Source organism: Knoellia flava TL1, assembly GCF_000768675.1.
Lineage (GTDB): Bacteria > Actinomycetota > Actinomycetes > Actinomycetales > Dermatophilaceae > Knoellia > Knoellia flava.
The window spans coordinates 1-26221 of sequence record NZ_AVPI01000026.1; the positions used below are offsets into that span (position 1 = coordinate 1).

At 72.5% G+C, this 26221-nt stretch carries 23 protein-coding genes; 18 read left to right on the plus strand and 5 right to left on the minus strand.

Annotated elements, in window-relative coordinates; genetic code table 11:
* The 4 genes from N798_RS18385 to N798_RS09730 all read left to right on the plus strand — a co-directional run.
* On the plus strand, positions 1 to 1408 hold a 1408-nt coding region (locus N798_RS18385), incomplete at its 5' end, for a vWA domain-containing protein (protein ID WP_035948075.1).
* 30 nt (positions 1409 to 1438) lie between these two features.
* Positions 1439 to 2350: an AAA family ATPase gene (locus tag N798_RS09720; RefSeq protein ID WP_229708637.1), complete on the plus strand. Its 912-nt coding sequence runs from the start codon at positions 1439 to 1441 to the stop codon at positions 2348 to 2350.
* 23 nt (positions 2351 to 2373) lie between these two features.
* On the plus strand, positions 2374 to 3843 hold the full coding sequence (locus N798_RS09725; RefSeq protein ID WP_035948077.1) for a VWA domain-containing protein: 1470 nt from the start codon (positions 2374 to 2376) through the stop codon (positions 3841 to 3843).
* A 246-nt stretch (positions 3844 to 4089) separates the two neighbouring features.
* Entirely contained in the window at positions 4090 to 4983 is an 894-nt protein-coding gene (locus tag N798_RS09730) for a PDDEXK family nuclease (protein WP_156971691.1), read from the plus strand.
* A gap of 123 nt (positions 4984 to 5106) precedes the next feature.
* Here N798_RS09730 and N798_RS09735 read toward each other — a convergent pair whose 3' ends face one another.
* Positions 5107 to 5943 (minus strand): aldo/keto reductase, encoded by an 837-nt coding sequence (locus N798_RS09735; protein ID WP_035948079.1) that lies wholly within the window; start codon positions 5941 to 5943, stop codon positions 5107 to 5109.
* Positions 5919 to 6875 carry an EamA family transporter gene (locus tag N798_RS09740; protein ID WP_229708634.1) on the minus strand — a complete coding sequence of 319 codons (957 nt, stop codon included), beginning with the start codon at positions 6873 to 6875 and terminating at the stop codon, positions 5919 to 5921. Before N798_RS09740 ends, N798_RS09735 begins: the two co-directional genes overlap by 25 nt.
* A gap of 40 nt (positions 6876 to 6915) precedes the next feature.
* Between N798_RS09740 and N798_RS09745 the strand changes: the two genes are divergently transcribed.
* Both N798_RS09745 and N798_RS09750 read left to right on the plus strand, forming a co-directional pair.
* Positions 6916 to 7419 carry a MarR family winged helix-turn-helix transcriptional regulator gene (locus N798_RS09745; protein WP_035948081.1) on the plus strand — a complete coding sequence of 168 codons (504 nt, stop codon included), beginning with the start codon at positions 6916 to 6918 and terminating at the stop codon, positions 7417 to 7419.
* Between the two features lie 57 nt (positions 7420 to 7476).
* A complete protein-coding gene (locus tag N798_RS09750) occupies positions 7477 to 9252 on the plus strand; it encodes an acetyl/propionyl/methylcrotonyl-CoA carboxylase subunit alpha (RefSeq protein WP_035948082.1) in 1776 nt (591 codons plus the stop codon).
* Positions 9253 to 9338: 86 nt separating this feature from the next.
* Here N798_RS09750 and N798_RS09755 read toward each other — a convergent pair whose 3' ends face one another.
* The 3 genes from N798_RS09755 to N798_RS09765 form a co-directional block, all read right to left on the minus strand.
* The gene (locus N798_RS09755) at positions 9339 to 9950 is read right to left on the minus strand and encodes a hypothetical protein (RefSeq protein WP_156971692.1); all 612 of its coding nucleotides are present in this window, start codon (positions 9948 to 9950) and stop codon (positions 9339 to 9341) included.
* A gap of 280 nt (positions 9951 to 10230) precedes the next feature.
* Positions 10231 to 10983: an antitoxin gene (locus N798_RS09760; RefSeq protein WP_035948084.1), complete on the minus strand. Its 753-nt coding sequence runs from the start codon at positions 10981 to 10983 to the stop codon at positions 10231 to 10233.
* Positions 10984 to 11119: 136 nt separating this feature from the next.
* The gene (locus N798_RS09765; protein ID WP_229708631.1) at positions 11120 to 12529 is read right to left on the minus strand and encodes an NAD(P)H-quinone dehydrogenase; all 1410 of its coding nucleotides are present in this window, start codon (positions 12527 to 12529) and stop codon (positions 11120 to 11122) included.
* 37 nt (positions 12530 to 12566) lie between these two features.
* On the opposite strand from N798_RS09765, the gene N798_RS09770 reads away from it, so the two are divergent.
* The 12 genes from N798_RS09770 to N798_RS09825 all read left to right on the plus strand — a co-directional run.
* On the plus strand, positions 12567 to 13415 hold the full coding sequence (locus N798_RS09770; protein WP_035948087.1) for a purine-nucleoside phosphorylase: 849 nt from the start codon (positions 12567 to 12569) through the stop codon (positions 13413 to 13415).
* Between the two features lie 12 nt (positions 13416 to 13427).
* Positions 13428 to 15137: a phospho-sugar mutase gene (locus tag N798_RS09775; protein WP_035948088.1), complete on the plus strand. Its 1710-nt coding sequence runs from the start codon at positions 13428 to 13430 to the stop codon at positions 15135 to 15137.
* 103 nt (positions 15138 to 15240) lie between these two features.
* Positions 15241 to 15711: a DnaJ family domain-containing protein gene (locus N798_RS09780; RefSeq protein WP_084100446.1), complete on the plus strand. Its 471-nt coding sequence runs from the start codon at positions 15241 to 15243 to the stop codon at positions 15709 to 15711.
* 166 nt (positions 15712 to 15877) lie between these two features.
* Entirely contained in the window at positions 15878 to 16888 is a 1011-nt protein-coding gene (deoC, locus tag N798_RS09785; RefSeq protein WP_156971694.1) for a deoxyribose-phosphate aldolase, read from the plus strand.
* Positions 16889 to 16911: 23 nt separating this feature from the next.
* Positions 16912 to 18351: an aldehyde dehydrogenase family protein gene (locus tag N798_RS09790; protein ID WP_035948089.1), complete on the plus strand. Its 1440-nt coding sequence runs from the start codon at positions 16912 to 16914 to the stop codon at positions 18349 to 18351.
* A 2-nt stretch (positions 18352 to 18353) separates the two neighbouring features.
* Positions 18354 to 19268, plus strand: a complete 915-nt coding sequence (locus N798_RS09795; protein ID WP_188450433.1) for an aldehyde dehydrogenase family protein — start codon at positions 18354 to 18356, stop codon at positions 19266 to 19268.
* Positions 19265 to 19882: a uridine kinase family protein gene (locus N798_RS09800; RefSeq protein ID WP_035948090.1), complete on the plus strand. Its 618-nt coding sequence runs from the start codon at positions 19265 to 19267 to the stop codon at positions 19880 to 19882. The genes N798_RS09795 and N798_RS09800 overlap by 4 nt, the downstream gene beginning before the upstream one ends.
* A gap of 104 nt (positions 19883 to 19986) precedes the next feature.
* Complete coding sequence (locus tag N798_RS09805; RefSeq protein ID WP_035948091.1) at positions 19987 to 21372, plus strand: magnesium chelatase; 1386 nt, start codon at positions 19987 to 19989, stop codon at positions 21370 to 21372.
* 72 nt (positions 21373 to 21444) lie between these two features.
* Positions 21445 to 23475, plus strand: coding sequence for a vWA domain-containing protein (locus tag N798_RS09810; RefSeq protein WP_229708626.1), 2031 nt, complete (start codon positions 21445 to 21447; stop codon positions 23473 to 23475).
* Between the two features lie 63 nt (positions 23476 to 23538).
* Complete coding sequence (locus N798_RS09815) at positions 23539 to 24750, plus strand: glycerophosphoryl diester phosphodiesterase membrane domain-containing protein (protein ID WP_035948094.1); 1212 nt, start codon at positions 23539 to 23541, stop codon at positions 24748 to 24750.
* On the plus strand, positions 24747 to 25376 hold the full coding sequence (locus N798_RS09820; protein ID WP_156971695.1) for a DUF4129 domain-containing protein: 630 nt from the start codon (positions 24747 to 24749) through the stop codon (positions 25374 to 25376). The genes N798_RS09815 and N798_RS09820 overlap by 4 nt, the downstream gene beginning before the upstream one ends.
* Positions 25373 to 26221, plus strand: an 849-nt coding sequence (locus N798_RS09825) for a DUF4350 domain-containing protein (RefSeq protein WP_035948096.1), incomplete at its 3' end; no start/stop codon positions are given. The genes N798_RS09820 and N798_RS09825, both read left to right, overlap by 4 nt.

Below are 26221 nucleotides of genomic sequence, written 5' to 3' on the forward strand. Positions count from 1 at the left end.
GGAGGAGTCGTGCGTCCCCGACCCCTGCCCGGTCGTGAAGAAGCTCACGGCGAACGGCATCAACCTCCAGATCGACACCGTCGGCTTCGGCGTCGACGCCAAGGCCCGAGCCCAGCTTCAGTGCATCGCCGACGCCGGCAACGGCACCTACTACGACGCAAAGGACGCCGCCGGCCTCACCACCAGCCTCACCAAGCTCAGCCAGCGCGCCCTGCGCCCCTTCACGGTGAGCGGCACGCCGGTCGTGGGCACCCCCGCCGCCGCCGGGGCGCCGGAAGTCACCGCCGGTCAGTACACCGACACCCTCACCACGGGCGAGGGCCGGCGCCACTACACCCTGCGGCGGACCATCCCCGGCTCCACCCTTCGCGTCGCCATGACGATGCGCCCGGCCTACGCCGAGAGCGGCGACAACGACGAGACCGTGCAGATGCGCGTCGAGAGCCCGGATGGATCGTGCGAGAACGCTCCGGCCAACCGGATCGGCACGAGCGACTTCCAGCACCTCGTCACCCAGACCCTACGGATCGAGGGCTCGGCGCCCACCGGGGCGGCCCGCGCCGACGAGTGCGCCAGCGCGTCGAGCCTCACCCTCAGCCTCGACCGCAGCAGGGGCGCGGCGGCGCCCCAGCCCGTCGAGATCCTCGTCATGGAGGAGCCGCCGGTCGAGGACGCCGATGCCCTGCCGGCGCCCGACGAGACGGAACCGGCGACGCCTGCCCCCGCGCCGGCCGCCCCTCGGCCCGTCGTCGGGGGCGTGAGCTTCTCCTCCGCGCCGCAGATCACTCCCGGCAGCTGGACCGAGACCTTCGTGCCTGGGGAGACGATCTTCTACCGCGTCCCGGTCACCTGGGGCCAGCGCATCGCCCTCTCCGTCCTGCCGACTCCGGGTTCGGTGACCGACGGTGTCCGACGGCTCACGCACTACAACCCGGTCATCTACGCCCCCGACCGACAGGTCGTCGGGGAGGTCGGTCTGTCCAGCGGCACCTTCGGGGCCAACCGGGCGACGAGCCAGGTGAGCCGCGAGGTGCGCTACCGCAACCGTGACGTCGTCGGCATCTCGACCGACCTGGCGGGCGACCACTTCGTCAGCATCGCCGTGCCCCACGACCAGGGCGGCAACGCCTCCTCCGTGCCGATGACGTTCAACGTCACCGTCGAGGGCACGCCCTCCGGCGAACCCGCGTATGCCGCTGCCTCACCCAGTGCCTCGACCTCACCCAGCGTGTCCCCCACCGAGACACCGCCGGCAGGCGCCTCCGCCTCGGACACCGCCTCGGCCCCGGCGGCCGAGGAGGGGCTCGGGGTCCTTCCCTGGCTCGCGCTGGGAGCGCTCGTCGTCCTGGGAGCCGGCGGGACGGCATACACGGTCCTGCGGCGACGGCAGCGAAGGGCGCAGGTCTAGCCGAGCCCGATGTGCTGTCAGGATGGCGGGGTGAGTCCCACCCCGCCGTCCTCCGCACGCGTCGGCGTGCGCTTCGACTCGATCGACGACGCCCGCGACCGGCTCGGCGAGACCGGCTACCTCGCCTCCGACTCGATCGCCACGACGACCTTCCTCGCCGACGCCCTCGGCAAGCCGCTGCTCGTCGAGGGCCCCGCCGGTGTCGGCAAGACCGAGCTCGCCAAGGCGGTCGCGGCAGCGACGGGCGCGCGGCTCATCCGGCTCCAGTGCTACGAGGGCGTCGACGAGTCGCGAGCGCTCTACGAGTGGAACCACGCCAAGCAGCTCCTACGCATCACCGCCGAGCGTGACTCCGCCGACGGCTGGGATGCGTTGCGGGACAACATCTTTAGCGACGAGTTCCTGCTGCCCCGACCCCTGCTCGCGGCGATCCGGAGCGACGAGCCCGTCGTCCTGCTCGTCGACGAGCTCGACAAGGCCGACGTCGAGATCGAGGGGCTGCTGCTCGAGATCCTCGGCGACTTCCAGGTGACGGTGCCGGAGCTCGGGACCATCGCCGCGACGCACCGGCCGTTCGTCGTCCTCACCTCCAACGCGACACGCGAGCTGTCCGAGGCGCTGCGGCGGCGGTGCCTCTTCCTCCACATCGACTACCCGAGCGCCGAGCTCGAGCAGCGCATCGTCACGTTGCGCGCGCCCGGCCTCGACGAGGCCCTGGTCGCGTCGGTCGTGCGGCTCGTCCAGCGGCTGCGCGAGCTGCGGTTGCGCAAGGCGCCGTCGGTCGCCGAGACCGTCGACTGGGCGCGCACGCTGCTCGCACTCGGCGCCACGGCGGACGGCGACCTCAGCGCCGAGCTCGTGCGCGACAACCTCGGCGTCCTGCTCAAGCACCAGGACGACATCGAGCGCGCGGCCGTGGCGCTCGACCTGCCGGCGAGCTGACCCGCGCGGCCTCGGAGTCCACCGTGACCACCACCTCCACCGCCCTCGACTCCCGGCTCGTGGGGTTCGCGCGCGCCCTGCGCGGGCACGGCGTCGTCGTCGGGACGAGCGAGGTCGTCGACGCGGGGGCCGCGGCGCTCGTGCTCGGCCTCGAGGACCGCGCCCGGCTGCGTGAAGGGCTGGCCTCGGCGTTGCTCCGTCGCGCCGGCCAGCGACAGGTCTTCGACGACCTCTTCGACGTGTGGTTCCCCGCTGCGCTCGGCGAGCGGTCAGGGGTGCATGCGGAGGAGCCCCCGGCAACGCTGCAGGACAGGCGTGCTCGCGCGGCGGAGCTGCGTGACGAGCTCTCCCGCGCCATGGCTGCCGGGGATGAGCGCGCCCTCGACGCGCTCGCGGCCCGGGTCGTCGCGGAGCTCGGCGCATTGGCCAACGCCGCAGACACGGGCTCGTTCTCGGCACAGCAGGCACTCGACACCCTCGCCCCGCAGACCGCCATCGCGGGGGCGCTGGCACGGCTCCAGGACGCGGGGCTCGACACTCCCGGGGGGTCCGGCGACGGCAGCGGCGGTTCGGGCGGCGCCGGCGCGGGCGTGTCGGGGCCGGCGTCGGGTCAGGGCTTCGCGTCGCGCTTCACCCGCGACGAGCTGCGGTCGTCGGTGGCGGCGTTCCGCCGACGCGTCGAGACCGAGACCCGCCGCCGCAACGCCGAGGCGCGTGGCGCCGACAGGATCAGCCGGTATGCCGTCCGCGCACCGTCCGAGCAGACACCTTTCCTTCTCGCGGGGCCGGCCGAGCTCGACGAGCTCCGGGGCGCGATCCAGCCGCTCTCCCGCAAACTGGCGACGCGACTCGCGGCCCGCCGACGACGTGCGTCGCGTGGGGCGATCGACATCCGAAGAACGCTGCGTCGATCACTCAGCACGGGCGGCATACCGATCCGTCCGGCTCTTCAGCATGCGAGCCCGCACCGGCCCGACCTCGTGATCCTCTGCGACCTCTCGTCGTCGGTCGCGGGGTTCTCGCGGTTCACGATCATGCTCGTGCAGGCGTTGGCCGCCCAGTTCCGCCGGGTGCGCATCCTGGGTTTCGTCAACCGTGTTGACGACCTCACCGACCGCGTCATCGGGGCACCTCCGGGGAGTGACCTCGGCGACGCCTTCGAGGACCTCTCACGGATGACCCGCTGGCACCGCAACAGCGACTACGGCGCGGTCTTCGCCGATGTCGTCGAGCACCATCTCGACGTCATCGGACACCGCACCGCCGTGCTCGTCCTCGGTGACGCCCGCTCGAACCACACCGACCCGCAGTTCGACATGCTCCGCGAGATCGCGTCCCGGGCCCGTCACGTCTCGTGGCTCAACCCCGAGCCGGCGCGCATGTGGGGCAGCGGCGACTCCGTCGCGCTCGGCTACAGCGAGATCGTCGACATGCACGAGTGCCGCAACGTCGCCCAGCTCCGCGAGTTCGTGAGCCGCCTCCTCCCCGTCTGAGCGGGACCGGCGACGCTCCCCCGTTGCTCAGGTGTCGGGAATCCGGGCCCACGTCGCATGCAGTGTCGGAAATCCGGGGTCACGAGACCTCATCATCCCCCGGATGCCCGACACCTGGTGGGCGGTCCCGCTCCGTGCTCCTCAGTCGCCGTTCGCCGTCCACAGCCCAGCCCGGAGGCGCCGACCATCCACAGAGACGAAACGAGCCAGTGCAGGTCATGTTCCTCCTCCACGAGCCTGACTCCCATGGCTCGCCGACCCACACCCCTGCCCACCGCGTTGGAGCCCGCCTTCACGACGGCGCAGGCTCGCCTCGTCGGCGTCCGTCCGGACCGCCTGCGTGCGGGTGACCTCCTGACGCCGACGTCGGGTGTGCGGTCACGTCGGAGCGACGACATCACCCACGTCTCCACCGCCCATGCCTATGCACTCGTCCTGCCCCGACCGTTCGCGTTCTCCCACGAGACTGCTGCGCGGCTTTTCGGTCTGCCGGTCCCCCGACCCTGGAAGGCGGGCCAGCCGCTGCATGTCATGCGACCCACCGGCACGCCACTAGTCGTGCGCGCCGGGATCACGAGCCACCGCGGGCTGGAGCGCCGCTACACCGAGTTCGCGCGTGCGTTGCCCGTGACCGACCCGCTCGAAACATGGGCCGACCTCGCCGGCACCCTCGCCGAGGACGACGTGCTCGCCGTCGCCGACGCCCTCCTCGCCCAGGGCCTCGCGCGGCCCAAGGACCTCGAACGCGCCGCTGCCGATCGCCGGACCAAGGGGTGCGGGGCACTGCGGAGGTGCGCGGCGGCCGCTCGACCGGGTGCCGCCTCTCCGTGGGAGAGCAAGGCACGGCATACGTTCATCACGTGGGGCCTGCCCGAGCCCGAGCTCAACGTGGACGTCCGCAGCTCCGACGGACGCTGGCTCGCGCGACCGGACTTCCTGTGGCGCGCCCGCCGGGTCGTCGGTGAGTACGACGGCGACCAGCACCGGACCGACCGCGCTCAGTGGCAGTACGAGCGTGAGCGCCGGGCCCGCCTCGAGGATGCCGGGTTCACCTACGTCGAGATGACGTCTCTGAGCCTCACGTCCCCGCGACACCGCGATGCCTTGCGCGAGCGGCTGACCCGTCTGTTGCTCGGCTGAGCCACCGAGCCCGGGTCGAGTGTCGGGGATCAGGGCCTTCGTGCGGCACTGAAGCCCCCGATCCCCGACACTCGAGAGCTCGCCGGGCACCGTGCAGGAGCCGGCCGAGGCAGGTGCGAGGGGTCAGCCGCTGAACTCGTCGGGGTTGGGGCCGGTGCGGAACCCACGGTCGAGCGCGGCGATCTCGGCCATGTCGGCCTCGGTGAGCGAAAGCTCGGCGGCCTCGAAGTTCTCGGTGATGCGAGAGGGCGTCACGGACTTCGGCAGGACGACGAAGCCGCGGGCGATGTGCCACGCGATGACGACCTGGGCCGGGGTGGCGCCGAGCCGCTCCGCGATCCCTCCGATCACCGGGTCGTCGAGCACCTGCTTGCCCGAGGCGAGCGGGCTCCACGACTCGGTGACGATGCCGTGCTCCGCGTTGAACTCCACGACCTCGCGCTGCTGGAGGTAGGGGTGCAGCTCGACCTGGTTGATCGCCGGCCACTCACCGGTCTCGTCGAAGAGCCGCTGCAGGTGCTCGACGTGGAAGTTGCACACGCCGACTGCACGGACCCGACCCGCGTCGCGCAGCCCCTGGAGCGCCTTCCACGCCTCGACGTAGCGGTCCTGCTCCGGGAACGGCCAGTGCAGCAGGAAGAGGTCGAGGGTCTCGAGGCCGAGGCGGTCCATCGAGGCGTTGAACGACGCGACGGTCTCCTTCGCCCCGAACTCGCTGGGCCACACCTTCGTCGTCACGAAGATCTCGTCGCGCGGGACATCCGTGGACGCAAGCGCACGGCCCACGCCGGACTCGTTGTCGTAGAGCTTGGCGGTGTCGATGTGCCGGTAGCCGGTCTCGAGCGCCGCCAGCACCGCCGCGTCGACCTCGTCGTCGGGGACCTGCCACACACCGAACCCGACCTGCGGGATCGTGACCTGCTTCGTGCCGGACGTCAGGGTGATGTCGTTGATGGGCATGCCTCCACCGTATGCCGGGTGCCCACCGTCGATGCGTGCCGCACCCCGGCGATCGCTCGCCTGGTCTGTGGCTGGGCGAGGACGACGCTGCCGAGGACGAGGGAGAGGCCGAGGAGGTGCACCGGCCCGAACGGCTCGCCGAGCAGGACGACACCGAGGATCGTCCCGGAGACCGGGTTGAGCAGGCCGATGACGGCGACGGCTCCCGCGCTCATCGACGCGAGGCCCTTGAACCAGGCGACGTAGGCGACGCCGGAGCCGATGATGCCGAGGTAGGCCAGCGCCAGCCAGCCCGACAAGGGCAGAGCGGGCGGCGGGCCCTCGACGATGAGGGCGAAGGGCAGGAGGACGAGCCCGCCCGCGACGAGCTGCCACGTGGTGACGACGAGGACGCTCTCGTCGACGTTCCAGCGCTTGGTGAGGACGAACCCGGCGCTCGCCGAGGTGACCGCACCCACGGAGGCGAGCAGCCCGACGAGATCCACGTGGCCCGTCCCGTCGCCCTGGAGGACGAGCAGGACCACGCCGAGTGCGCCGACGAGCGAGGCGACGACGGTGGCCGTGGTGGCGCGCTCGCGCAGGATGCCCCACGCCAGCGCGACCGTCACGAGCGGAGCGACGGCGGTCATCGTCGCCCCGAGCCCGCTCGGCAGCCGGGTCGCGGCGACGAAGAGCAGCGCGACGAAGAGCCCCATGGTCAGCGTCCCGAGGGCGACCGAGCGCCACCACCACGACCCCCGTGGCAGCCGCCGGTGCCACGCGAGCATGAGGAGCCCCACCGGGAGGATGCGCATGACGCCCGCGAAGAGCGGACGGTCCGGCGGGAGCCAGAGGTGCGTCACGGCATACGTCGAGCCCCAGACGACGGGGGCCACTGCGGTGACGGCGACGAGTCCGAGACCACCGAACTTCGTGAGGGAGATAGTTTCCACGGAAGACACAATACCTTCCGGGGAAGGTATATTCCAACCCATGCCCCTTGACCCCACCCCGGACCGCGCCGCCCAGATCGTCGAGCAGTGGCGCGCCGAGCGGCCCGACCTCGACCCGACGCCGTTCCTCGTCATCGGCCGGCTGCACCGGGTCGCCGCCGCGCTGACGACCGAGCTCACGCGGGTCTACAACGAGCATGGTCTCGGCGAGGGGGAGTTCGACGTGCTCGCCACCCTGCGCCGGCAGGGCGGCGACTGCGCCCTCACGCCCTCAGACCTCTCCGAGCAGACCGTCGTCACGAGCGGTGCGGTGACCAAGAGGGTCGACCGGCTCGTCACCCTCGGCCTCGTCGAGAGGCGCCCGAGCGGCACCGACGGCCGCTCGCGCCTCGTCGCACTCACACCGAAGGGACGCGACCTCATCGACCGTGCGTTCACCGCCCACATGGCCAACGAGGCGCGCCTGCTCGAGGTCCTCTCGCCCACGGAACGGGCCGGGCTGGAGCGAGGGCTGCTCGCCCTCGCGCGCTCCTTCGGGGTGTGACCGACCCCGCGAGACCTTCGAGGGCGGCTTCCCAGCCGACCCACTACGCTCCGGGTCATGGCCATCAGCAAAGTCCTCATCGCCAACCGCGGCGAGATCGCCGTCCGTATCGCCCGCGCCTGCAAGGACTCCGGCATCGGCTCCGTCGCCGTCTATGCCGAGCCCGACCGTGACGCCCTCCACGTCAAGGTCGCCGACGAGGCCTACGCGCTCGGTGGCACGACCCCCGGCGACTCCTACCTCCTCCAGGACAAGCTGATCGAGGTCGCCAAGGAGGCGGGCGCCGACGCCGTGCACCCGGGCTACGGCTTCCTCGCCGAGAACGCCGAGTTCGCCCAGGCCGTCATCAACGCCGGGCTCACCTGGATCGGACCGTCGCCCGAGGCGATCGACGCCCTCGGCGACAAGGCCAAGGCCAAGCACATCGCCGTCAAGGCCGACGCCCCGCTGGCCCCCGGCACCAAGGACCCGGTCAAGGACGCCGACGAGGTCGTCGCGCTCGCCAAGGAGTTCGGCCTCCCCATCGCCATCAAGGCGGTCTACGGCGGTGGCGGTCGCGGCCTCAAGGTCGCCCACACCCTCGAGGAGATCCCCGAGCTCTACGACTCCGCCGTCCGCGAGGCCGTCACGGCCTTCGGTCGCGGTGAGTGCCTCGTCGAAAAGTTCCTCGACAAGCCCCGCCACGTCGAGACCCAGTGCCTCGCCGACCAGCACGGCAACGTCGTCGTCGTCTCGACCCGCGACTGCTCGCTCCAGCGCCGCAACCAGAAGCTCGTCGAAGAGGCGCCCGCACCCTTCCTCACCGACGAGCAGAACGCCGAGCTCGTCCGCGCCTCCAAGGCGATCCTCAAGGAGGCCGGCTACGTCGGCGCCGGCACCTGCGAGTACCTCGTCGCCAAGGACGGCACCATCAGCTTCCTCGAGGTCAACACCCGCCTCCAGGTCGAGCACCCGGTCACCGAGGAGGTCACCGGCATCGACCTCGTTCGCGAGCAGTTCCGCATCGCGAACGGCGAGGAGCTCGGCTTCGACGACCCAGCCCCGCGTGCGCACTCCTTCGAGTTCCGCATCAACGGCGAGGACGCCGGCCGCAACTTCATGCCGGCTCCCGGCACGGTGAGCCGCATGGTCGTCCCCCAGGGCCCGGGTGTCCGCTGGGACGCCGGCATCGTCGAGGGCGACACCGTCGCCGGCGCGTTCGACTCGATGATCGCCAAGCTCATCGTCACCGGCCGCACGCGCCAGCAGGCGCTCGAGCGCTCGCGTCGTGCGCTCGCCGAGCTCGAGGTCGACGGCATGCCGACCGTCCTCCCCTTCCACCAGGCCGTCGTCAGTGACCCGGCGTTCGCGCCGGAGGGCGACGAGCCCTTCACCGTCCACACGAGGTGGATCGAGACCGAGTTCGACAACCAGATCGCCCCCTTCGCCGGCGAGGCCGCGGCCGCCGACGGTGAGGAGGCCGGAGAGCGCCAGCGCGTCACCGTCGAGGTCGGCGGGCGCCGGCTCGAGGTCGTGCTCCCCGCCGGGCTCGCCCTCGGTGGCGGTGGCGCCGCCGCGGCCAAGAAGAAGGCGCCGAAGCGCTCTGGTGGCGGCAAGTCCGGCGCCGCCGCCTCCGGCGACTCCCTCACCGCGCCCATGCAGGGCACGATCGTCAAGGTCGGCATCGAGGACGGCGCGACCGTGGCTGCGGGCGACCTCGTCGTCGTCCTCGAGGCGATGAAGATGGAGCAGCCCATCACCGCGCACAAGGCCGGCGTCGTGAGCGGCCTCGCCGCCGAGGTCGGGGCGACCGTGACCAACGGTCAGGTGCTCTGCGAGATCAAGGACGCCTGACGGCATACCCGTACGAACGGCACCACGCGAGCACGCGGCGCCTCCCACCTCGGGAGGCGCCGCGCTCTCGTCCCGGCTGAAGCCGGTCAGCCGAGGAACGTCTCCACGTCGGCGCAGAAGTCGCGCTCCCCGAGCTGGCGGGCGCCGTGGTCGCCGACCGGCTCGGCGCTCAGCTCCACGTCGTCATCGGGGTTCGTGAGGTCACCGAGGTCGACGGTGTAGACCGTGTTGAAGACGCCGGCGTCGACGCCGATGAGCTTGCCGTCGCCGTCGAAGAGCTTCCAGCTGATGTGGTCCTGCACGGTGGCGGTGAGAATGCCGTCGTCGTCGATGTCGACCTTCTGGTCCCGGAACCCGAAGTGCGTGCGCTCGGAGAAGCTCGCGCCGGTCTCGACGTTGGTCCAGCGCTGCATCTGCGTGACCTTGAAGCTGACGAAGTAGCGGTCACCGCGGCGCACCGACTCCATGTCGGTGACGGTCCCGCGGCCCTCCCAGAGCACGAGGAAGGGCACGTCGCAGAACTCGCCCGCGTGCTCCACCTGCTCGATGTGGGAGTCGTCGAAGGTGAAGTGGTCGCGGAAGACGACGTTGCCGCCGGGCCCGGCCGAGGCCGGAGCCGCGGCGAGAAGGGCGGTGGCACAGAGAGCGGTGACACCGGCGGCCGAGGCCACCGTTCGACGCACGTGACGCTGACGCATTGCTGCCTCCTGGGGTGGTGTGGACGTGTCCCGAACCCTCGACGCCGGAGGTATCAGCGCGGTATCACCGGCCCGAAGGCGGCCCGCCTTGCACGCCAGGAGCGTCGCCGCCGGCATCGCCGACCCCGACGGCCCGCCCGCCTCGCCGGTGTGGATCCGCGACCTCTCCGTCGTCGGGCAGCGCGGCTGACGGCCTCGCCCCCGGGCCCTCAGCACGACGAACGCCCCGTATGCCGGTCAGCCGGCATCCCGGGCGTTCGTGCGTCGCGTCGTGGGCGCGTCAGCGGGTGGGCGGCGCGCCACCTCCGCCGGAGACGTCGTCCTGACCGAGGTCGATCTGGCCGCCTCCACCCTCCGGCTGGGTGCCGCCGGGCGCGGACGTCGAGCCCGGGTCGCCCTGCTGGGTGGACCCGCCCTCGGGCAGGTCGCCCTGCTCGCCCGGGCTCGGCGAGCCCTGCGGTGCGGGGTGGTCGGCCCCCGCCGGCGGGAACGAGGTGTCGGGTGCCTGGTCGGAGCCGTCACCGGGGATCGTCGACGGGGCCGTCGTGTCGGGACGATCGACCGGCGAGGTGGTGTCGCTGGGCGTCGTCGGGTCGCTCGGGGCTGAAGGGTCCTGCTGCGGCTGCGGGTCGTTCGTGCCGGGAGACGGGTTGGGCGCCGGGACCGGCGAGGGCTGCTCGGGCGTCGTCGGGGTGCCACCGGGGTCGGCCGGCGGTGCGCTCGGGTCCGCGGGCAGGCCCGGGTCGGAGGGCGTCGGCGACGGCGACGGCGACGGCGACGGCGAGGGTGCGGGTGCGGGTGCGCCCGGGTCCGTGGGCGTCGTACCGCCCTCGTTGCTCGGCAGGCCGAGCGACTTCTCGACGAAGTCGCCGCCCTTGTCGATGGCGCCGGAGTACTTGCCCCCCGTCTTGGCGTCGAGGAAGTCCTCGACCTTGTCGATGGCGCTGCGAGCGCCTTCGGGGTTGTCCTGGGCGTACTCCTTGGCCTTGTCGAAGGCCTCGTCCCCGCTGATCGGACGCTTCTGGTCGCTCATCGTGCACTCAACTCCCACTGGTTCGAGGGGCTTGCGGATGCTCCCCAAACTAGCCACGCAGGGTGCCGCTGTGGGCCTTTGCCGCCCTGCGGTTCACCGCCCCGCACAGGCCACCCGCTTCCCGAGTGGTCGGGGGTCAGCTGCCGGTGGTGTGCAGGCGGCGGGCCGCCTCGGCGATCGACCCCGAGAGCGAGGGATAGACGGTGAACGTGCTCGCCACCTGGTCGACGTTGAGCCGGTGGTGCACCGCGATCGTCACCGGGAAGATGAGCTCGGATGCCCGCGGCGCGACGACGACGCCGCCGATGAGCGCGCCGGACCCCTTCTGCGCGAAGAGCTTGACGAAGCCGTCGTTGATGCCCGACATCTTGGCGCGCGGGTTGCGTGACAGCGGGAGCGTCACCACGTCGCAGTCGACGGTCCCCTCGTCGACCGCCTTCTGCGAGATGCCGACCGTGGCGATCTCGGGGTCGGTGAAGATGTTGGCGGACACGACGCCGAGGTTGAGCGGTGCGACCGCGTCGCCGAGCGCGTGCGACATCGCGATGCGCCCCTGCATCGCCGCCACGGACGCGAGGGGCAGGACCCCGGTGCAGTCGCCCGCGGCATACACGCCCCTCACCGAGGTGCGCGAGACGCGGTCGACGGCGATGTGGCCCGACGGCGTGAGCTCGACGCCGACCTCCTCGAGGCCCATGCCCGAGGTCTGCGGCACCGAGCCGACGGCGAGCAGCGCGTGCGAGCCCCCGACCTCGCGGCCGTCCTCGAGCCGGACGACGACGCCGTCGCCGCGACGCTCGACACCGGCCATGCGCGAGCGGCCGAGCACCTCCATCCCGCGGCGCTTGAAGACGTCCTCGATGACGGTCGCCGCATCGGGGTCCTCGCCGGGCAGGACGCGGTCGCGGGAGGAGACGAGCACGACGTCCGAGCCGAGGCCGAGGTAGGCCTGGGCGAGCTCGGCGCCGGTGACGCCGGAGCCGACGACGACGAGGCGCTCGGGCAGCGCGTCGAGCTCGTAGATCTGCTGCCACGTGAGGATGCGCTCCCCGTCGGGCTTGGCCGTGTCCATGACCCGAGGCGTCGCGCCGGTCGCGACGAGCACGACGTCGGCCTCGATCGTCTCGGTGCCGCCGCCGGTGAGGGTGGCCTCGACGCGGGTCGGCGAGAGGAGGCGGCCGGTGCCGGCGACGATGCGGACGCCGACCTCCTCGACGCGCTCGGTGATGTCGCGGCTCTGGGCGGCGGCGAGGTCCTTGACCCGGCTGTTGACCTCGGCGAGCTCGGCCTTGGCGTCGCTCACCTCGTCGCCCTCGCCGTCCTCGAGGTGGACGCCGAGGTCGGCCGCGGTCTCGAACTCGGACATGTAGTCCGCCGTCGAGATGAGCGTCTTCGACGGCACGCAGTCGGTGAGCACCGCGGCGCCGCCGAGCCCGTCGCGGTCGACGATCGTCACCTCGCCGCCGAGGTGGGCGGCGACGAGGGCCGCCTCGTAGCCACCGGGGCCGCCACCGAGGATGACCACTCGGGTCGTTCGCGCATTCACGCGGACCATCCAACCACGCTGCAGATACCCTGCTCGCGTGACCGACACCGACGCCGCCCCGGGCCCGCTCGACCTCGCCGACCCCGGCACCGATCCCTTCGCCGTCGCCGAGGCGGCCGCCGCCGTCATCCGCGAGCGGACCGGCGTCGACAGCCACGACGTCGCCCTCGTCCTCGGCTCCGGCTGGGGCCAGACCGGTGACCTCATCGGCGAGACCCTCACCGAGATCGACAACACCGACGTGCCCGGGTTCGGCAAGGCCGCCGTCGCCGGCCACTCGGGCACGATGCGCTCGGTCGCCATCGGCGACACCGGTCGTCGCGCGCTCGTCTACGGCACCCGCACCCACTTCTACGAGGGCCGCGGCGTCCGCTCGGTCGTCCACGGCGTCCGCACCGCCGCCGCGCTCGGCTGCCGCACGGTCGTCCTCACCAACGGCTGCGGTGGCCTGCGCGAGGAGTGGCCTCCCGGGACCCCGGTCCTCATCCGCGACCACATCAACCTCACCGCGCACTCCCCCATCGAGGGCGCGAACTTCGTCGACCTCACCGACGTCTACACCCCACGCCTGCGGGACCTCGCCCGCGAGGTCGACGCCGACCTCGACGAGGGCGTCTACGTCCAGTTCCGCGGTCCCCACTACGAGACGCCCGCCGAGGTCCAGATGGCCAAGGTCATGGGTGGCGACCTCGTCGGCATGTCGACCTCGCTCGAGGCGATCGCCGCTCGCCAGAGCGGCATGGACGTCCTCGGCATCTCCCTCGTCACCAACCCGGCGGCCGGCATCTCCAAGACCCCGCTCAACCACGAAGAGGTCCTCGAGGCCGGCAAGGCGGCAGCCGAGCGCTGCGGCCGGCTCCTCGCCGCCGTCGTCGCCAAGATCTGAGGGGGCACCGTCATGTCGTATGCCGGCCGTCACGAGTCCGCACCCGCCTCACCTGCCGACGAGGTCGCCGACTCCTCCGAGCTCCTCGAGGCGGCGCAGGCCTGGCTCGAGGACGACCCGGACGAGGCCACCCGCGCCGAGCTGCGGGACGTCGTCGACGCCGCGAGCGCTGGCGACGAGGCGGCACTGACCGACCTCGGCGACCGGTTCGCGGGGATGCTGGAGTTCGGCACGGCCGGGCTGCGGGGTGCCCTCGGGGCCGGTCCCAACCGGATGAACCGCGCGGTGGTCATCCGAGCGGCAGCCGGCCTCACGGCATACCTGAAGAAGGACGACCGCGAGCCGTTCGTCGTCGTCGGGTTCGACGCACGGACGAACTCCGACGTCTTCGCGCGCGACACCGCTGCCGTCGTCGTCGGTGCCGGTGGCCGGGCCGTCGTGCTGCCGCGGCCGCTGCCGACGCCGGTGCTCGCCTACGCGATCCGCCACCTCGGCGCCGACGCGGGTGTCATGGTCACGGCGAGCCACAACCCGCCGCAGGACAACGGCTACAAGGTCTACCTCGGCGACGGCTCCCAGATCGTCTCGCCCTCAGACGTCGGGATCGCGGCCGAGATCGCGCGCGTCGACCGCGTCGCCGACGTGCCGCTGCCCGACGACGGCTGGGACACGCTCGACGACGAGGTGCTCGAGAGCTACCTGGGCGAGGTGACCGGCGTCGTGTCCCCGGACTCGCCGCGCGACCTCGTCGTCGTCCACACGGCCCTGCACGGCGTCGGGTCCGAGACCGTCGCCCGTGCGTTCGAGGCGGCGGGCTACGCCGCACCGCTGCCGGTGCCCAGCCAGGCCCAGCCGGACCCGGCCTTCCCGACGGTGTCGTTCCCGAACCCCGAGGAGCCGGGCGCGATGGACGCTGCGCTCGAGCTCGCGGAGCAGACCGGACCCGACATCGTCATCGCCAACGACCCCGACGCCGACCGCTGCGCGGTGGCCGTGCCCGGCCCCGGCGGCTGGCGGATGCTGCGCGGCGACGAGGTGGGCGTGCTGCTCGGCGCGCACCTGCTCGACCGTGGTGTCGAGGAGGGCGACGTCTTCGCGAACTCGATCGTCTCCTCGCGGATGCTCGCCACCGTGTGCCGCGCCCGCGGGGTCGCGCACGAGGAGACCCTCACGGGGTTCAAGTGGATCTCACGCGTGCCAGGGCTCCGATACGGCTACGAGGAGGCGCTCGGCTACTGCGTCGACCCGCAGCGCGTGCGCGACAAGGACGGGGTGTCGGCGGCGCTCGTCGTCGCCGAGATCGCGGCGACCCTCAAGGCCGAGGGGCGCTCGGTCTCCGACCGCCTCGACGAGCTCGCGGTGGAGCACGGTGTGCACGCGACCGACGCCTTCTCGGTGCGGGTCCAGGACCTCTCGCTCATCGACACGATCATGGCGCGCCTGCGGTCGGAGCCGATGAGCAGCGTTGCGGGAGTGGAGGTCTCGCGCGTCGACGACCTCGCCGCCGGCGACGGCGGCCTGCCCCCGACCGAGGGGCTGCGCTGGTTCCTCGCCGACGAGTCGCGCATCATCGCCCGGCCCTCGGGGACCGAGCCGAAGCTCAAGGTCTATCTCGAGGTCATCGAGCCGGTCGAGGGCGACGACCTCGCCGGTGCCCGGTCGCGGGCCGCCGAGCGCCTCGCCGCGATCCGCGCCGACCTTGAGGCGGCCACCACCGTCTGAGCGTTGCCCCTGCGCCTTTTCCGGGCATCCAGTGTCGGGGTTTCGGCGTCATGGCAGGACCCGTGGCCCCACATCTCCGACACCGGGCGGGGAGAATGGGGTCATGTCGTTCCACGAGTCGTGGGTCGAGAAGCAGATCCGGGAGGCGCAGGAGCGGGGCGAGTTCGACAACCTACCCGGCGCCGGCAAGCCCCTGCGCGGGCTCGACGACCCCGACCCGGACTGGTGGGTCAAGAAGATGATGGAGCGCGAAGGGCTCGATGCCTCGGACGCCCTGCCGCCGGTCATGCTGCTGCGCCGCGAGCGCGCGTCCTTCCCCGAGTCGCTCGTCGAGGTGCGCTCCGAGGAGGGCGTGCGCGAGGTGCTGCGCGACTACAACGCCCGCGTCATCGAGGACCGGCGCCGGCCGGCCCTCGGCCGCGCGTCGCCCGTGTGGGCGCCGACCGTCGACATCGAGGACATGGTCGAGCAGTGGCGGGCCCTGCGGGCGTCGGTGGAGCCGCCGCCCCCGCCCGACGAGTCACGTCCGGGCCTCACGCGCGGCCGACGCTGGTGGCGGCTCTGGCGCTCCTGAAGGCACCGAACCGGCTCGCGAGCCCGGTTGCCGCTCCCGAGCCCCGATGACGGGGCTCGCGAGCCGCAGGGAGGCTCGCGAGCCCACGTGGGGCGACCGTGCGGCGCCCGTCCGTGGCCCGTTCCGGGCGGTAGGTGACCCTCGTCCGCGCCGGTAGACTCCCGGGGTGAGCACCACCACCGACACCCCCGTCGCCGCCGCGGTCGACGCCACCGCCCGGGCCCGCGACCTGCTGGGCGTCTCGCGCCTCACCAACCAGGCCCTGACGACCTGGTTGCACGGCCTGCCGGGCGTGGACCAGGTCGGCTGCGAGGCCCGCGCCGCAGCCCTCGCCACCCGCTCCATCAAGACGACGAGCAAGCAGTGGGCCATCGACCTCGCGATCTCGATGATCGACCTCACGACGCTCGAGGGCGCCGACACCCCCGGACGCGTCCGGGGACTCGCGGCCAAGGCCCTCCTGCCCGACCCGAGCGACCACAGCACGCCGCGCCCCGCCGCCGTCTGCGTCTACGGCGACATGGTCGCGACCGCCAAGGAGGCCCTCGGCGCCAGCGGCGTCAAGGTTGCTGCCGTCGCCACCGCCTTCCCGAGCGGCCGCGCGAGCATGGCGGTCAAGCTCGCCGACACCCGCGACGCCGTCAGGGCCGGCGCCGACGAGATCGACATGGTCATCGACCGTGGCGCCTTCCTCAGCGGTGACTACCTCACCGTCTTCAACCAGATCGCCGAGGTCAAGAAGGCGTGTGGTGACGCTCGGCTCAAGGTCATCATGGAGACCGGCGAGCTCGTCACCTACGACAATGTGCGCCGCGCCAGCTGGCTGTCGATGCTCGCCGGAGGCGACTTCATCAAGACCAGCACGGGCAAGATCCAGCCCGCCGCCACCCTCCCGGTCACGCTCATCATGCTCGAGGCCGTGCGCGACTGGCGCGACCTCACCGGCGAGATGGTCGGGGTCAAGCCGGCGGGCGGCATCAAGACGAGCAAGGACGCTCTTCGGTTCCTTGTCACGGTGAACGAGGTCGCCGGCGAGGACTGGCTGAGCAACCAGTGGTTCCGCTTCGGCGCGAGCAGCCTGCTCAACGACCTGCTCCTCCAGCGCCAGCGGATGACGACCGGCGCCTACTCCGGCGCGAGCTACATCGCCGACGACTCCCCCTCCACGGCCTACTGAGCACGGAACAGAGGAACGCACAGATGCCCACCTTCGAGTACGCACCGGCGCCCGAGTCCCGGTCCGTCGTCGACCTCCGGACCAGCTACGGCCTGTTCATCAACGGCGAGTTCGTCGACGGCGGCGGCACCGCCTTCAAGTCGATCAGCCCGGCGACGGAGGAGGTCCTCGCCGAGGTCTCCGAGGCGACCGACGCCGACGTCGACGCCGCGGTCAAGGCCGCGCGGACGGCATACACGCGCGTGTGGTCGCGGATGAGCGGCGCCGACCGCGGCAAGTACCTCTACCGGATCGCGCGCATCCTGCAGGAGCGCGCCCGCGAGTTCGCCGTCCTCGAGAGCCTCGACAACGGCAAGCCGATCAAGGAGAGCCGCGACGTCGACATCCCCCTCGCGGCGGCGCACTTCTTCTACAACGCCGGCTGGGCCGACAAGCTCGAGTTCGCCTCGCTCGGCCCGAACCCGCGCGCGCACGGCGTCGTCGGCCAGATCATCCCGTGGAACTTCCCCATGCTCATGCTCGCGTGGAAGATCGCCCCGGCGCTGGCCACCGGCAACACCGTCGTCCTCAAGCCGGCCGAGACGACGCCGCTCACCGCGCTGCTCTTCGCCGAGGTGTGCCAGCAGGCCGACCTGCCCCCGGGTGTCGTCAACATCGTCACCGGGGCAGGCCCGACCGGTCAGGCCATCGTCGACCACGCCGGCATCGACAAGCTCGCGTTCACCGGCTCCACGGGCGTCGGCAAGATGATCGCCCGCGCCATCGCCGGCACCCGCAAGAAGGCCACGCTCGAGCTCGGTGGCAAGGCCGCCAACATCGTCTTCGACGACGCGCCGATCGACCAGGCCGTCGAGGGCATCGTCAACGGCATCTTCTTCAACCAGGGCCACGTCTGCTGCGCCGGCTCGCGCCTCCTCGTCCAGGAGTCGATCGCCGACGAGGTCGAGCGCCGCCTCAAGCGCCGCCTCGACACCCTGCGCGTCGGCGACCCGCTCGACAAGAACACCGACGTCGGCGCGATCAACAGCCGCGCGCAGCTCGACCGCATCGTCGCGCTCACCGACGCCGGCGAGTCCGAGGGCGCCGAGCGCTGGGACAACGGCTGCGAGCTTCCGAGCAAGGGGTTCTGGTTCCGCCCGACCGTCTTCACCGGCGTCACGCAGACGCACCGCATCGCCCAGGAGGAGATCTTCGGCCCGGTGCTGTCGGTGCTCACCTTCCGCACGCCGCAGGAGGCCGTCGCGAAGGCCAACAACACCCCCTACGGCCTGTCCGCGGGCATCTGGACCGAGAAGGGCTCGCGCATCCTCTGGATGGCCGACCAGCTCAAGGCCGGTGTCGTCTGGGCCAACACGTTCAACAAGTTCGACCCGACGAGCCCGTTCGGTGGATACAAGGAGTCCGGGTACGGCCGCGAGGGCGGTCGCCACGGTCTCGAGCCCTACGTGAAGACGGGAGCCTGAGCGTGAGCCGCGTGGACGTCAAGAAGACCTACAAGCTCTACATCGGAGGGAAGTTCCCCCGCAGCGAGAGCGGTCGTTCCTACGAGGTGTATGCCGCGCCGTCCGGTCGCGCGCGTGCCGGCGCCACACCGCGTTTCCTTGCCAACGCAGCGCAGGGTTCGCGCAAGGACGCGCGCGATGCGGTGACCGCCGCGCGCGCCGCGCAGCCCGGGTGGGCCAGCGCGACGGCATACAACCGCGGCCAGGTGCTCTACCGCGTCGCCGAGGTCATGGAGTCGCGGCGACCGCAGCTCGTGCAGGAGGTGCGCGACGCCGAGGGCCTCACGGCCGCTGCTGCCGAAGCCGTTGTCTCGCAGGCGATCGACCGCTGGGTCTGGTATGCCGGGTGGTCCGACAAGTACGTGCAGGTCCTCGGTGGCCTCAACCCGGTCGCGGGTCCCTACTTCAACATCTCGGCGTCCGAGCCGACCGGTGTCGTCGCCGTCCTGGCGCCCCAGGCGTCGAGCCTCCTCGGTCTCGTCTCGGTCATCGCCCCGGCGATCGTGTCGGGCAACACCGTCGTCGTCGTGACGAGCGCCGACCGGCCACTGCCGGCGATCACGCTGGCCGAGTGCCTCGCCACCTCCGACGTCCCCGGCGGTGTCGTCAACATCATCAGCGGCCGCGCCGGTGAGATCGCCCCGTGGCTCGCCAGCCACCGCGACGTCAACGCCATCGACCTCGCCGGCGCCGCAGGTGCCGAGGGCGTCGACTGGGCCGCCCTCGAGGAGGCCAGCGCCGACAACCTCAAGCGCGTCGTCCGCCCGGCCGGCACCGGCGCCGAGGCGGTCGAGCCCGACTGGACCGAGACGCCCGACCTGTCCCGCCTCACCGCCTTCCTCGAGACCAAGACGGTCTGGCACCCCAAGGGCCGGTGACAGCGGCCGAGACCGGTCGGGCACGCGTCGTCGTCCTCGCCGGCCCCAGCGGTGCGGGCAAGTCCCGGCTTGCCGAGCGTCTCCACGCGGCGCACGGCTGGCCGATCGTGCGCCTCGACGACTTCTACCGCGACGAGGACGACCCCTCGATGCCCAGGAGCGAGGAGCTCGGGATCATCGACTGGGACCACCCGGACTCGTGGAACGAGTCGGCGGCCGTGTCCTCGCTGTGCGAGCTCGTCGAGACCGGGTCGACCCGCACCCCGGTCTACGACCTCTCGAAGAGCCGAGCCGTCGACACGACGACCGTGACCGCCGACGCCGACGACCTCGTCCTCGCCGAGGGGATCTTCGCCGCCGAGGTCGTGGCCTCCCTGCGCGCGGCCGGGGTCCTGCACAGCGCGTGGTGCATCCACCACCGGCCGTTCGTCACCTTCGTCCGGCGGCTGGCGCGCGACCTCAGGGAGCGTCGCAAGCCCCCGATGGTGCTGCTCCGGCGTGGGCTCGCGCTCATGCGGGCCGAGCCGGAGGTCATCCGGCGGCAGGAGGCTCTCGGCGCCCAGTCGGCCCGGGCCAAGGACGTCGAGGCACGCCTCAGCAGCGCGCACGGCTGACCCGGGCCCAGCCACGCGCGCGGCTGGGCCCGCTCCCGCGACCGGCCGGACGGCATACGGACGGAGCCTGTGAACCCCCTTGCGCGCGGGGTTAGCGTGGAGGAGTGACTGCACCCGAGCCCCGCACCGTCGGCCAGCTCCGCGCGGCCGGCCACGAGCCGAAGCGCCTGCGCCAGGAGATCCGCGACAACCTCCTCGAGCGGCTGCGCTCCGGCGAGGACCCGTGGCCGGGTCTGCACGGGTTCTCGGAGTCGGTCATCCCGCAGGTCGAGCGGGCGCTGCTCGCCGGCCACGACGTCGTCCTTCTCGGCGAGCGGGGGCAGGGCAAGACGCGACTGCTGCGCGCGCTCGTCGAGCTGCTCGACGAGTGGACACCGGTCATCGAGGGGTCGGAGCTCGGTGAGCACCCGTTCGAGCCGATCACCCCGGCCTCGATCCGGCGCGCAGCCGAGCTCGGCGACGACCTGCCCGTGACCTGGCGCCACCGGAGCGAGCGCTACGCCGAGAAGCTCGCCACCCCCGACACGAGCGTCGCCGACCTCATCGGCGACGTCGACCCGATGAAGGTCGCCGAGGGCCGCAGCCTGGGCGACCCCGAGACGATCCACTTCGGGCTCATCCCGCGCAGCCACCGCGGGATCGTCGCCATCAACGAGCTGCCCGACCTCGCCGAGCGCATCCAGGTCGCGATGCTCAACGTCATGGAGGAGCGCGACATCCAGATCCGCGGCTACGTGCTGCGGCTGCCCCTCGACGTCCTCGTCGTCGCGAGCGCCAACCCCGAGGACTACACCAACCGCGGCCGGATCATCACCCCGCTCAAGGACCGCTTCGGCGCCGAGATCCGCACGCACTACCCCCGCGAGATCGAGGAGGAGGTCGCCGTCATCGCGCAGGAGGCCGAGCTCGTCGCGCGGGTGCCGGACCACCTGCTCGAGATCCTCGCCCGCTTCACCCGCGGCCTGCGGGAGTCCTCGAGCGTCGACCAGCGCTCGGGCGTGAGCGCCCGGTTCGCCATCGCGGGCGCCGAGACGATCGCGGCGGCTGCACTGCACCGTGCGACGACCCAGGGCGAGGAGACGGCGGTGGCGCGCGTCGTCGACCTCGAGACCGCCGTCGACGTCCTCGGCGGCAAGATCGAGTTCGAGACCGGCGAGGAGGGCCGCGAGTCCGCGATCCTCACCCACCTGCTGCGCAGTGCGATCGCCGAGACGGTGCGCGCCCACCTGGCCGGGGTGGACCTGCGGCTGCTCGTCGAGGCCATCGAGGACGGCGCCATGGTGACGACCGGTGCCCGCGTCGGCGCCCGCGACTTCCTCGAGGGGCTGCCGGTCCTTGGCGAGTCCGACCTCTACGACCAGGTGACCGACCGGCTCGGCGCGGACGACGACGGCACCCGGGCCGGGGCCATCGAGCTCGCTCTCGAGGGTCTCTTCCTCGCGCGCCGCATCGGCAAGGAGTCCGGCGGGGGCGAGACCGTCTATGGCTGAGACCCCTTCGTATGCCGGGTGGGCGCGGCCGTGTGCCGGGTGGTCCCGGCGGTGTGCCGGGTGGTCCCGACCGTGAGCCGCTACCGGCGCTACGACGGCGGCGACCCGCTCGCCCCACCCGTCGACCTCGCCGAGGCGCTCGACGCGATCGGTCAGGACGTCATGGCCGGCTCCTCGCCCGAGCGGGCCATGCGCGAGTTCCTCCGGCGGGGCAGCGACGGCCGACCGGGCCTCGACGACCTCGCGAGGCGGCTCGCGGAGCGGCGCCGCGACATCCTCCAGCGCCACGACCTCGACGGGACGATGCGCGAGGTCGCCCAGCTCCTTGAGAAGGCGGTCACCGCCGAGCGTGGCCAGCTCGCCCGCGACATCACGATGGACGACGACGACCGGGCCTTCCGCGAGATGCAGCTCGACGGGCTGCCCGCCTCGACGGCCGCCGCGGTGAGCGAGCTGGCGTCCTACGACTGGCAGAGCCCGGACGCGCGCGCCGCCTACGAGCAGATCAAGGACCTCCTCGGCCGCGAGCTGCTCGACCAGCGGTTCGCCGGCATGAAGCAGGCGCTCGAGGGTGCGACCGACGAGGACCGCGCCGCGGTGCAGGAGATGCTCTCCGACCTCAACGACCTCCTCGAGAAGCAGCGGCTCTCCGACGGGTCGCCGGAGGCCCGCGCCGAGGTCGACCGGGCTTTCGAGCAGTTCAAGGACAGGCACGGCGACTTCTTCCCCGAGAACCCCCAGGACATCGACGAGCTCATGGACGCGCTGGCGTCGCGGGCCGCCGCCGCCCAGCGGATGCTCGCGTCGATGACGCCGGAACAGCGCGAGGAGCTCATGCAGCTCTCGCAGCAGGCGTTCGGGTCGCCCGGGCTCATGGAGCAGCTCGCCCGCATGGACGACAACCTGCGCGCGCTGCGACCGGGCGAGGACTGGTCGGGCTCGGAGACCTTCGAGGGCGGCGAGGGCCTCGGTCTCGGCGACGGCACCGGAGCCCTCCAGGACCTCGCGCAGATCGACGCGCTCTCCGACCAGCTGTCGCAGTCCTACTCCGGTGCGCGGCTCGACGACCTCGACCTCGACGCCCTCGCCCGCCAGCTCGGCGACGAGGCAGCCGTCGAGGCCCGCACGCTCCAGGAGCTCGAGCGCGCGCTGCGCGACAGCGGCTACCTCAAGCGCGGCTCCGACGGAGAGCTCCGCCTCTCCCCCAAGGCGATGCGCGAGCTCGGCAAGGCGCTGCTGCGTGACGTCGCCGAGCGGATGAGCGGCCGGACCGGTGCCAGGGAGTCCCGCACGACCGGGCTCGCCGGCGAGCCCTCGGGTGCGTCGCGGCGGTGGGCCTTCGGCGACACCGAGCCGTGGGACGTCCCCCGCACGATCACGAACGCGGTCCTGCGCGCCGGCGGCTCACGGCCGCGCGGCGCCGCCGCTCTGCGGCTGCACATCGACGACGTCGAGGTCGTCGAGACCGAGGCCCGCACCCAGGCCGCGGTGGCGCTGCTCGTCGACACGTCCTTCTCGATGGCGATGGACGGCCGCTGGGTGCCGATGAAGCGCACTGCGCTCGCCCTCCACCAGCTCATCCGCTCCCGCTTCCGCGGCGACCACCTCGAGCTCATCGGCTTCGGCCGGCACGCCGAGGTCATAACGATCGAGGAGCTCACCGCCCTCGACGCGAAGTGGGCCAAGGGCACGAACCTCCACCACGCCCTCCTCCTCGCCAACCGCTTCTTCCGCAAGCACCCGAACGCCCAGCCCGTCCTCCTCGTCGTCACCGACGGCGAGCCGACCGCGCACCTCGAGGCCGACGGCGAGGTCTGGTTCTCCTACCCGCCGGACCCGCTGACGATCGCGCACTCGGTCCGCGAGCTCGACGCCTCCGCCCGGCTCGGGGCGCAGGTGACGTTCTTCCGGCTCGGCGAGGACCCGGGGCTGGCCCGGTTCATCGAGTCGATGGCCCGCCGTGTCGACGGCCGCATGGTGAGCCCCGAGCTCGACGACCTCGGCGCCGCCGTCGTCGGGTCCTACCTCGGCTCACGTGGCCCGGGCACCTCCTACCGCGACCACTTCGGCGACTGGGGCGGCGGCCGCGGCTTCTGGGTCTGACCCGTCGCGCGCCCACCGCTCGGTTAGGGTTCTGACCAGTCAGCGCCACGGGGAGGCACGCACATGAGCGACCAGGGTTGGACCGCACCGGGAGCGCCCTCCGGGCGTCCCGAGCCGGACCCGTATGCCGGCCGCCCCGGTCCTCCTCCCGTCCCCGGTCCCGCTCCGGCGCCCGCACCCGCCGCGGCGCAGCCCGGGTACCCGCCCCCGCAGCCTCCGCCCGGCTACCCCGGCTACCCCGGCTTCGCCGGCTACCCGCCGCAGCAGCGGCTCGGCGTCCCGCCGCAGCAGACGCGTTTCGTCGACTTCCGGCCCGGGATCATCCCGCTGCGGCCGCTGACGATGAACGACCTCGTCGGCGGCGTCTTCCGCGCCGTCCGCGGCAACGTCGCGGCGACCGTCGGCCTGGCCGCCCTCACCTCGCTCGTCTTCCTCGTCCCGTTCACCGCGCTCGGCGCCTGGGTGTCGAGCACCGAGGAGTCGGTGACCCTCGAGGAGTCGGTCGCCGACGGCACGGCCGGTCTCGTCGGCACCCTCGGCTCGATGATCCCCTCGATCGGGTCGTGGTTCTCGACGATCCTGCTCGCCGGGTTCCTCGCCTACGTCATCGGCCAGGCCGTCCTCGGCCGCAAGGTGAGCGCCGGCGAGACGTGGCGCGGCACGATCCCCCGCATCTGGGCCCTCGCCGGGGCGACCCTGCTCACCTCGCTCGCCATCCTGCTCACCCTCGCCGTCATCCTCGGCATCCCCGTCGGGCTGCTCGTGGCGGGCGGCGTCGGGGGCGACGACGGCACCGTGGCGGCGGGCGTCGGACTGCTGCTCCTCGCGCTGCTCCTCGCCATCCCGGCGCTGCTCCTCATCTGGACCCGCCTCGCCTTCGTCACGCCCTCGGTCGTCCTCGAGAACCTCGGCGTCGGCGCGGCCTTCGCGCGGTCGTGGCGGCTCACCGGCTCCGGCTTCTGGCGGATCCTCGGCATCCGCCTCCTCAGCTCGATCGCCATCAGCATCGTGGGCTCCCTCATCACGGCCCCGCTGGCGATCCTCGCCGCGGCCCTCACCTTCACCGGCCTCCCCCTCGACCAGGTCTACATCTGGCAGGCCGTCATCACCGGCGCCACCGGCGTCGTCGCCGGCGCGATCACGACACCGGTCACGGCAGGCATCGACTCGCTCCTCTATGTCGACCAGCGCATCCGCCGCGAGGGCCTCGACGTCCACCTCGTCCAGACCGCGCAGGGCACCGCCGCACCTCCGTGGCCCCGCGCCGCTTCATGATCCTGGACACGCCGCCCCTCGACCCCACCCGGAGCGAGGGACGTCGCCTGCTCGAGCAGGAGCTCTCCAAGCCCCGGTATGCCGTCGAGCCCAGCCTGTGGGACCGCTTCCGCGAGTGGTTGCTCGGCCTCCTCGACACGACCGGTCCCGGGCTGCCGTCGTGGGTCTTCGCCCTCGTCGTGCTCGTCGTCATCGCGGTCCTCGCCCTCGCGGCCGTCCTGCTCCTGCGACCCGAGGCCCGAGGCCGTAGGTCGGCGACCGACCGGGGAGTCCTCGACGAGCGCGGAGTCGACGCGACGGCATACAGGTCTCGCGCGAACGACGCACTGCGCCAGGGGAACTGGGACGCGGTCGTCCTCGACGGCTACCGCGCTCTCGTCGCGGCCGCGGTCGAGCGCACCGTCCTCGACGAGCTGCCCGGGCGCACCGCCCACGAGGCCTCGGTCGCCCTCTCGCGGGCCTTCCCCAACGAGGGTGAGGCCCTGCGCGCGGGCGCCGACCGCTTCGACGCGGTGAGATACGGGCACGGCCGGGCCTGCGAGGCCGAGGCCCGTGAGGTCCTCGCCCTCGACGAGCGGCTCACCCGAGCGCGCCCACGGCTCGCCCATGCCGGAGCGGTGCGGTGACACGGCTGAACCGCTGGCGCCGGACCGGGCTCTGGGTCCTCGCCGTCGTGCTGGGCATCGCCGCACTCGCCGCGATCGCCATCGCCACGACACCCCCGGGTGCGGCGATGGACCCCGACGACGTCGGCCCCGGTGGCGGCGCCGCCCTCGTCGCCGTCCTCGAGCAGAACGGCGTCGACGTCGAGACCGCGACCTCGATCGGCGAGGTGCGCGACGCCCTCGCCGAGGGCGACGACGACACCTCGCTCGTCGTCGCCAACACGAGCAACCTCGGCACCGTGGCGGCGGCGACCCTGCGTCAGGAGTCGCTCGGGCTCGACCGCGTCGTCGTGCTCTCCCCGTCGACCGAACAGCTGCGCGCCCTGCGCGCCGACGCGACCGCCCTGCCCATCGGGGCGGCGGTGCGTGTCGAGAGCCGGTGCGACATCGGCACCGTCGACGAGGGCGACTCGCTCGTCGGTTTCGACGTCCGCTACCAGCCCGGGAGCGGCGTCCCCTCGTCCGCGGTGTGCTTCCCGCTCACGCTCGACGGCAGCGGGGGCGAGGGCGAGCACGGTGTCGGGCTCGTCCAGCTCCCCTCGACGAGCGCCCACCCGCCCATGACCGTCATCGGGACGACGACGGGCTTCACCAACGGCGCCATCACCGAGGAGCACAACGCCGCGATCGCGCTGCGCCTGCTCGGCGGGTCGCCGCGGCTCATCTGGTACCAGCCGGACGTCGCAGAGCTCGCCGGCTCGGACGACGCGGCCGACGACGGCTCGCTGCTCCCCGGCTGGCTCGCGCCGGCTCTCGGGCTGCTCGCCGCCGCGCTCGTCGTGCTCGCCCTGGTGCGCGGCCGGCGG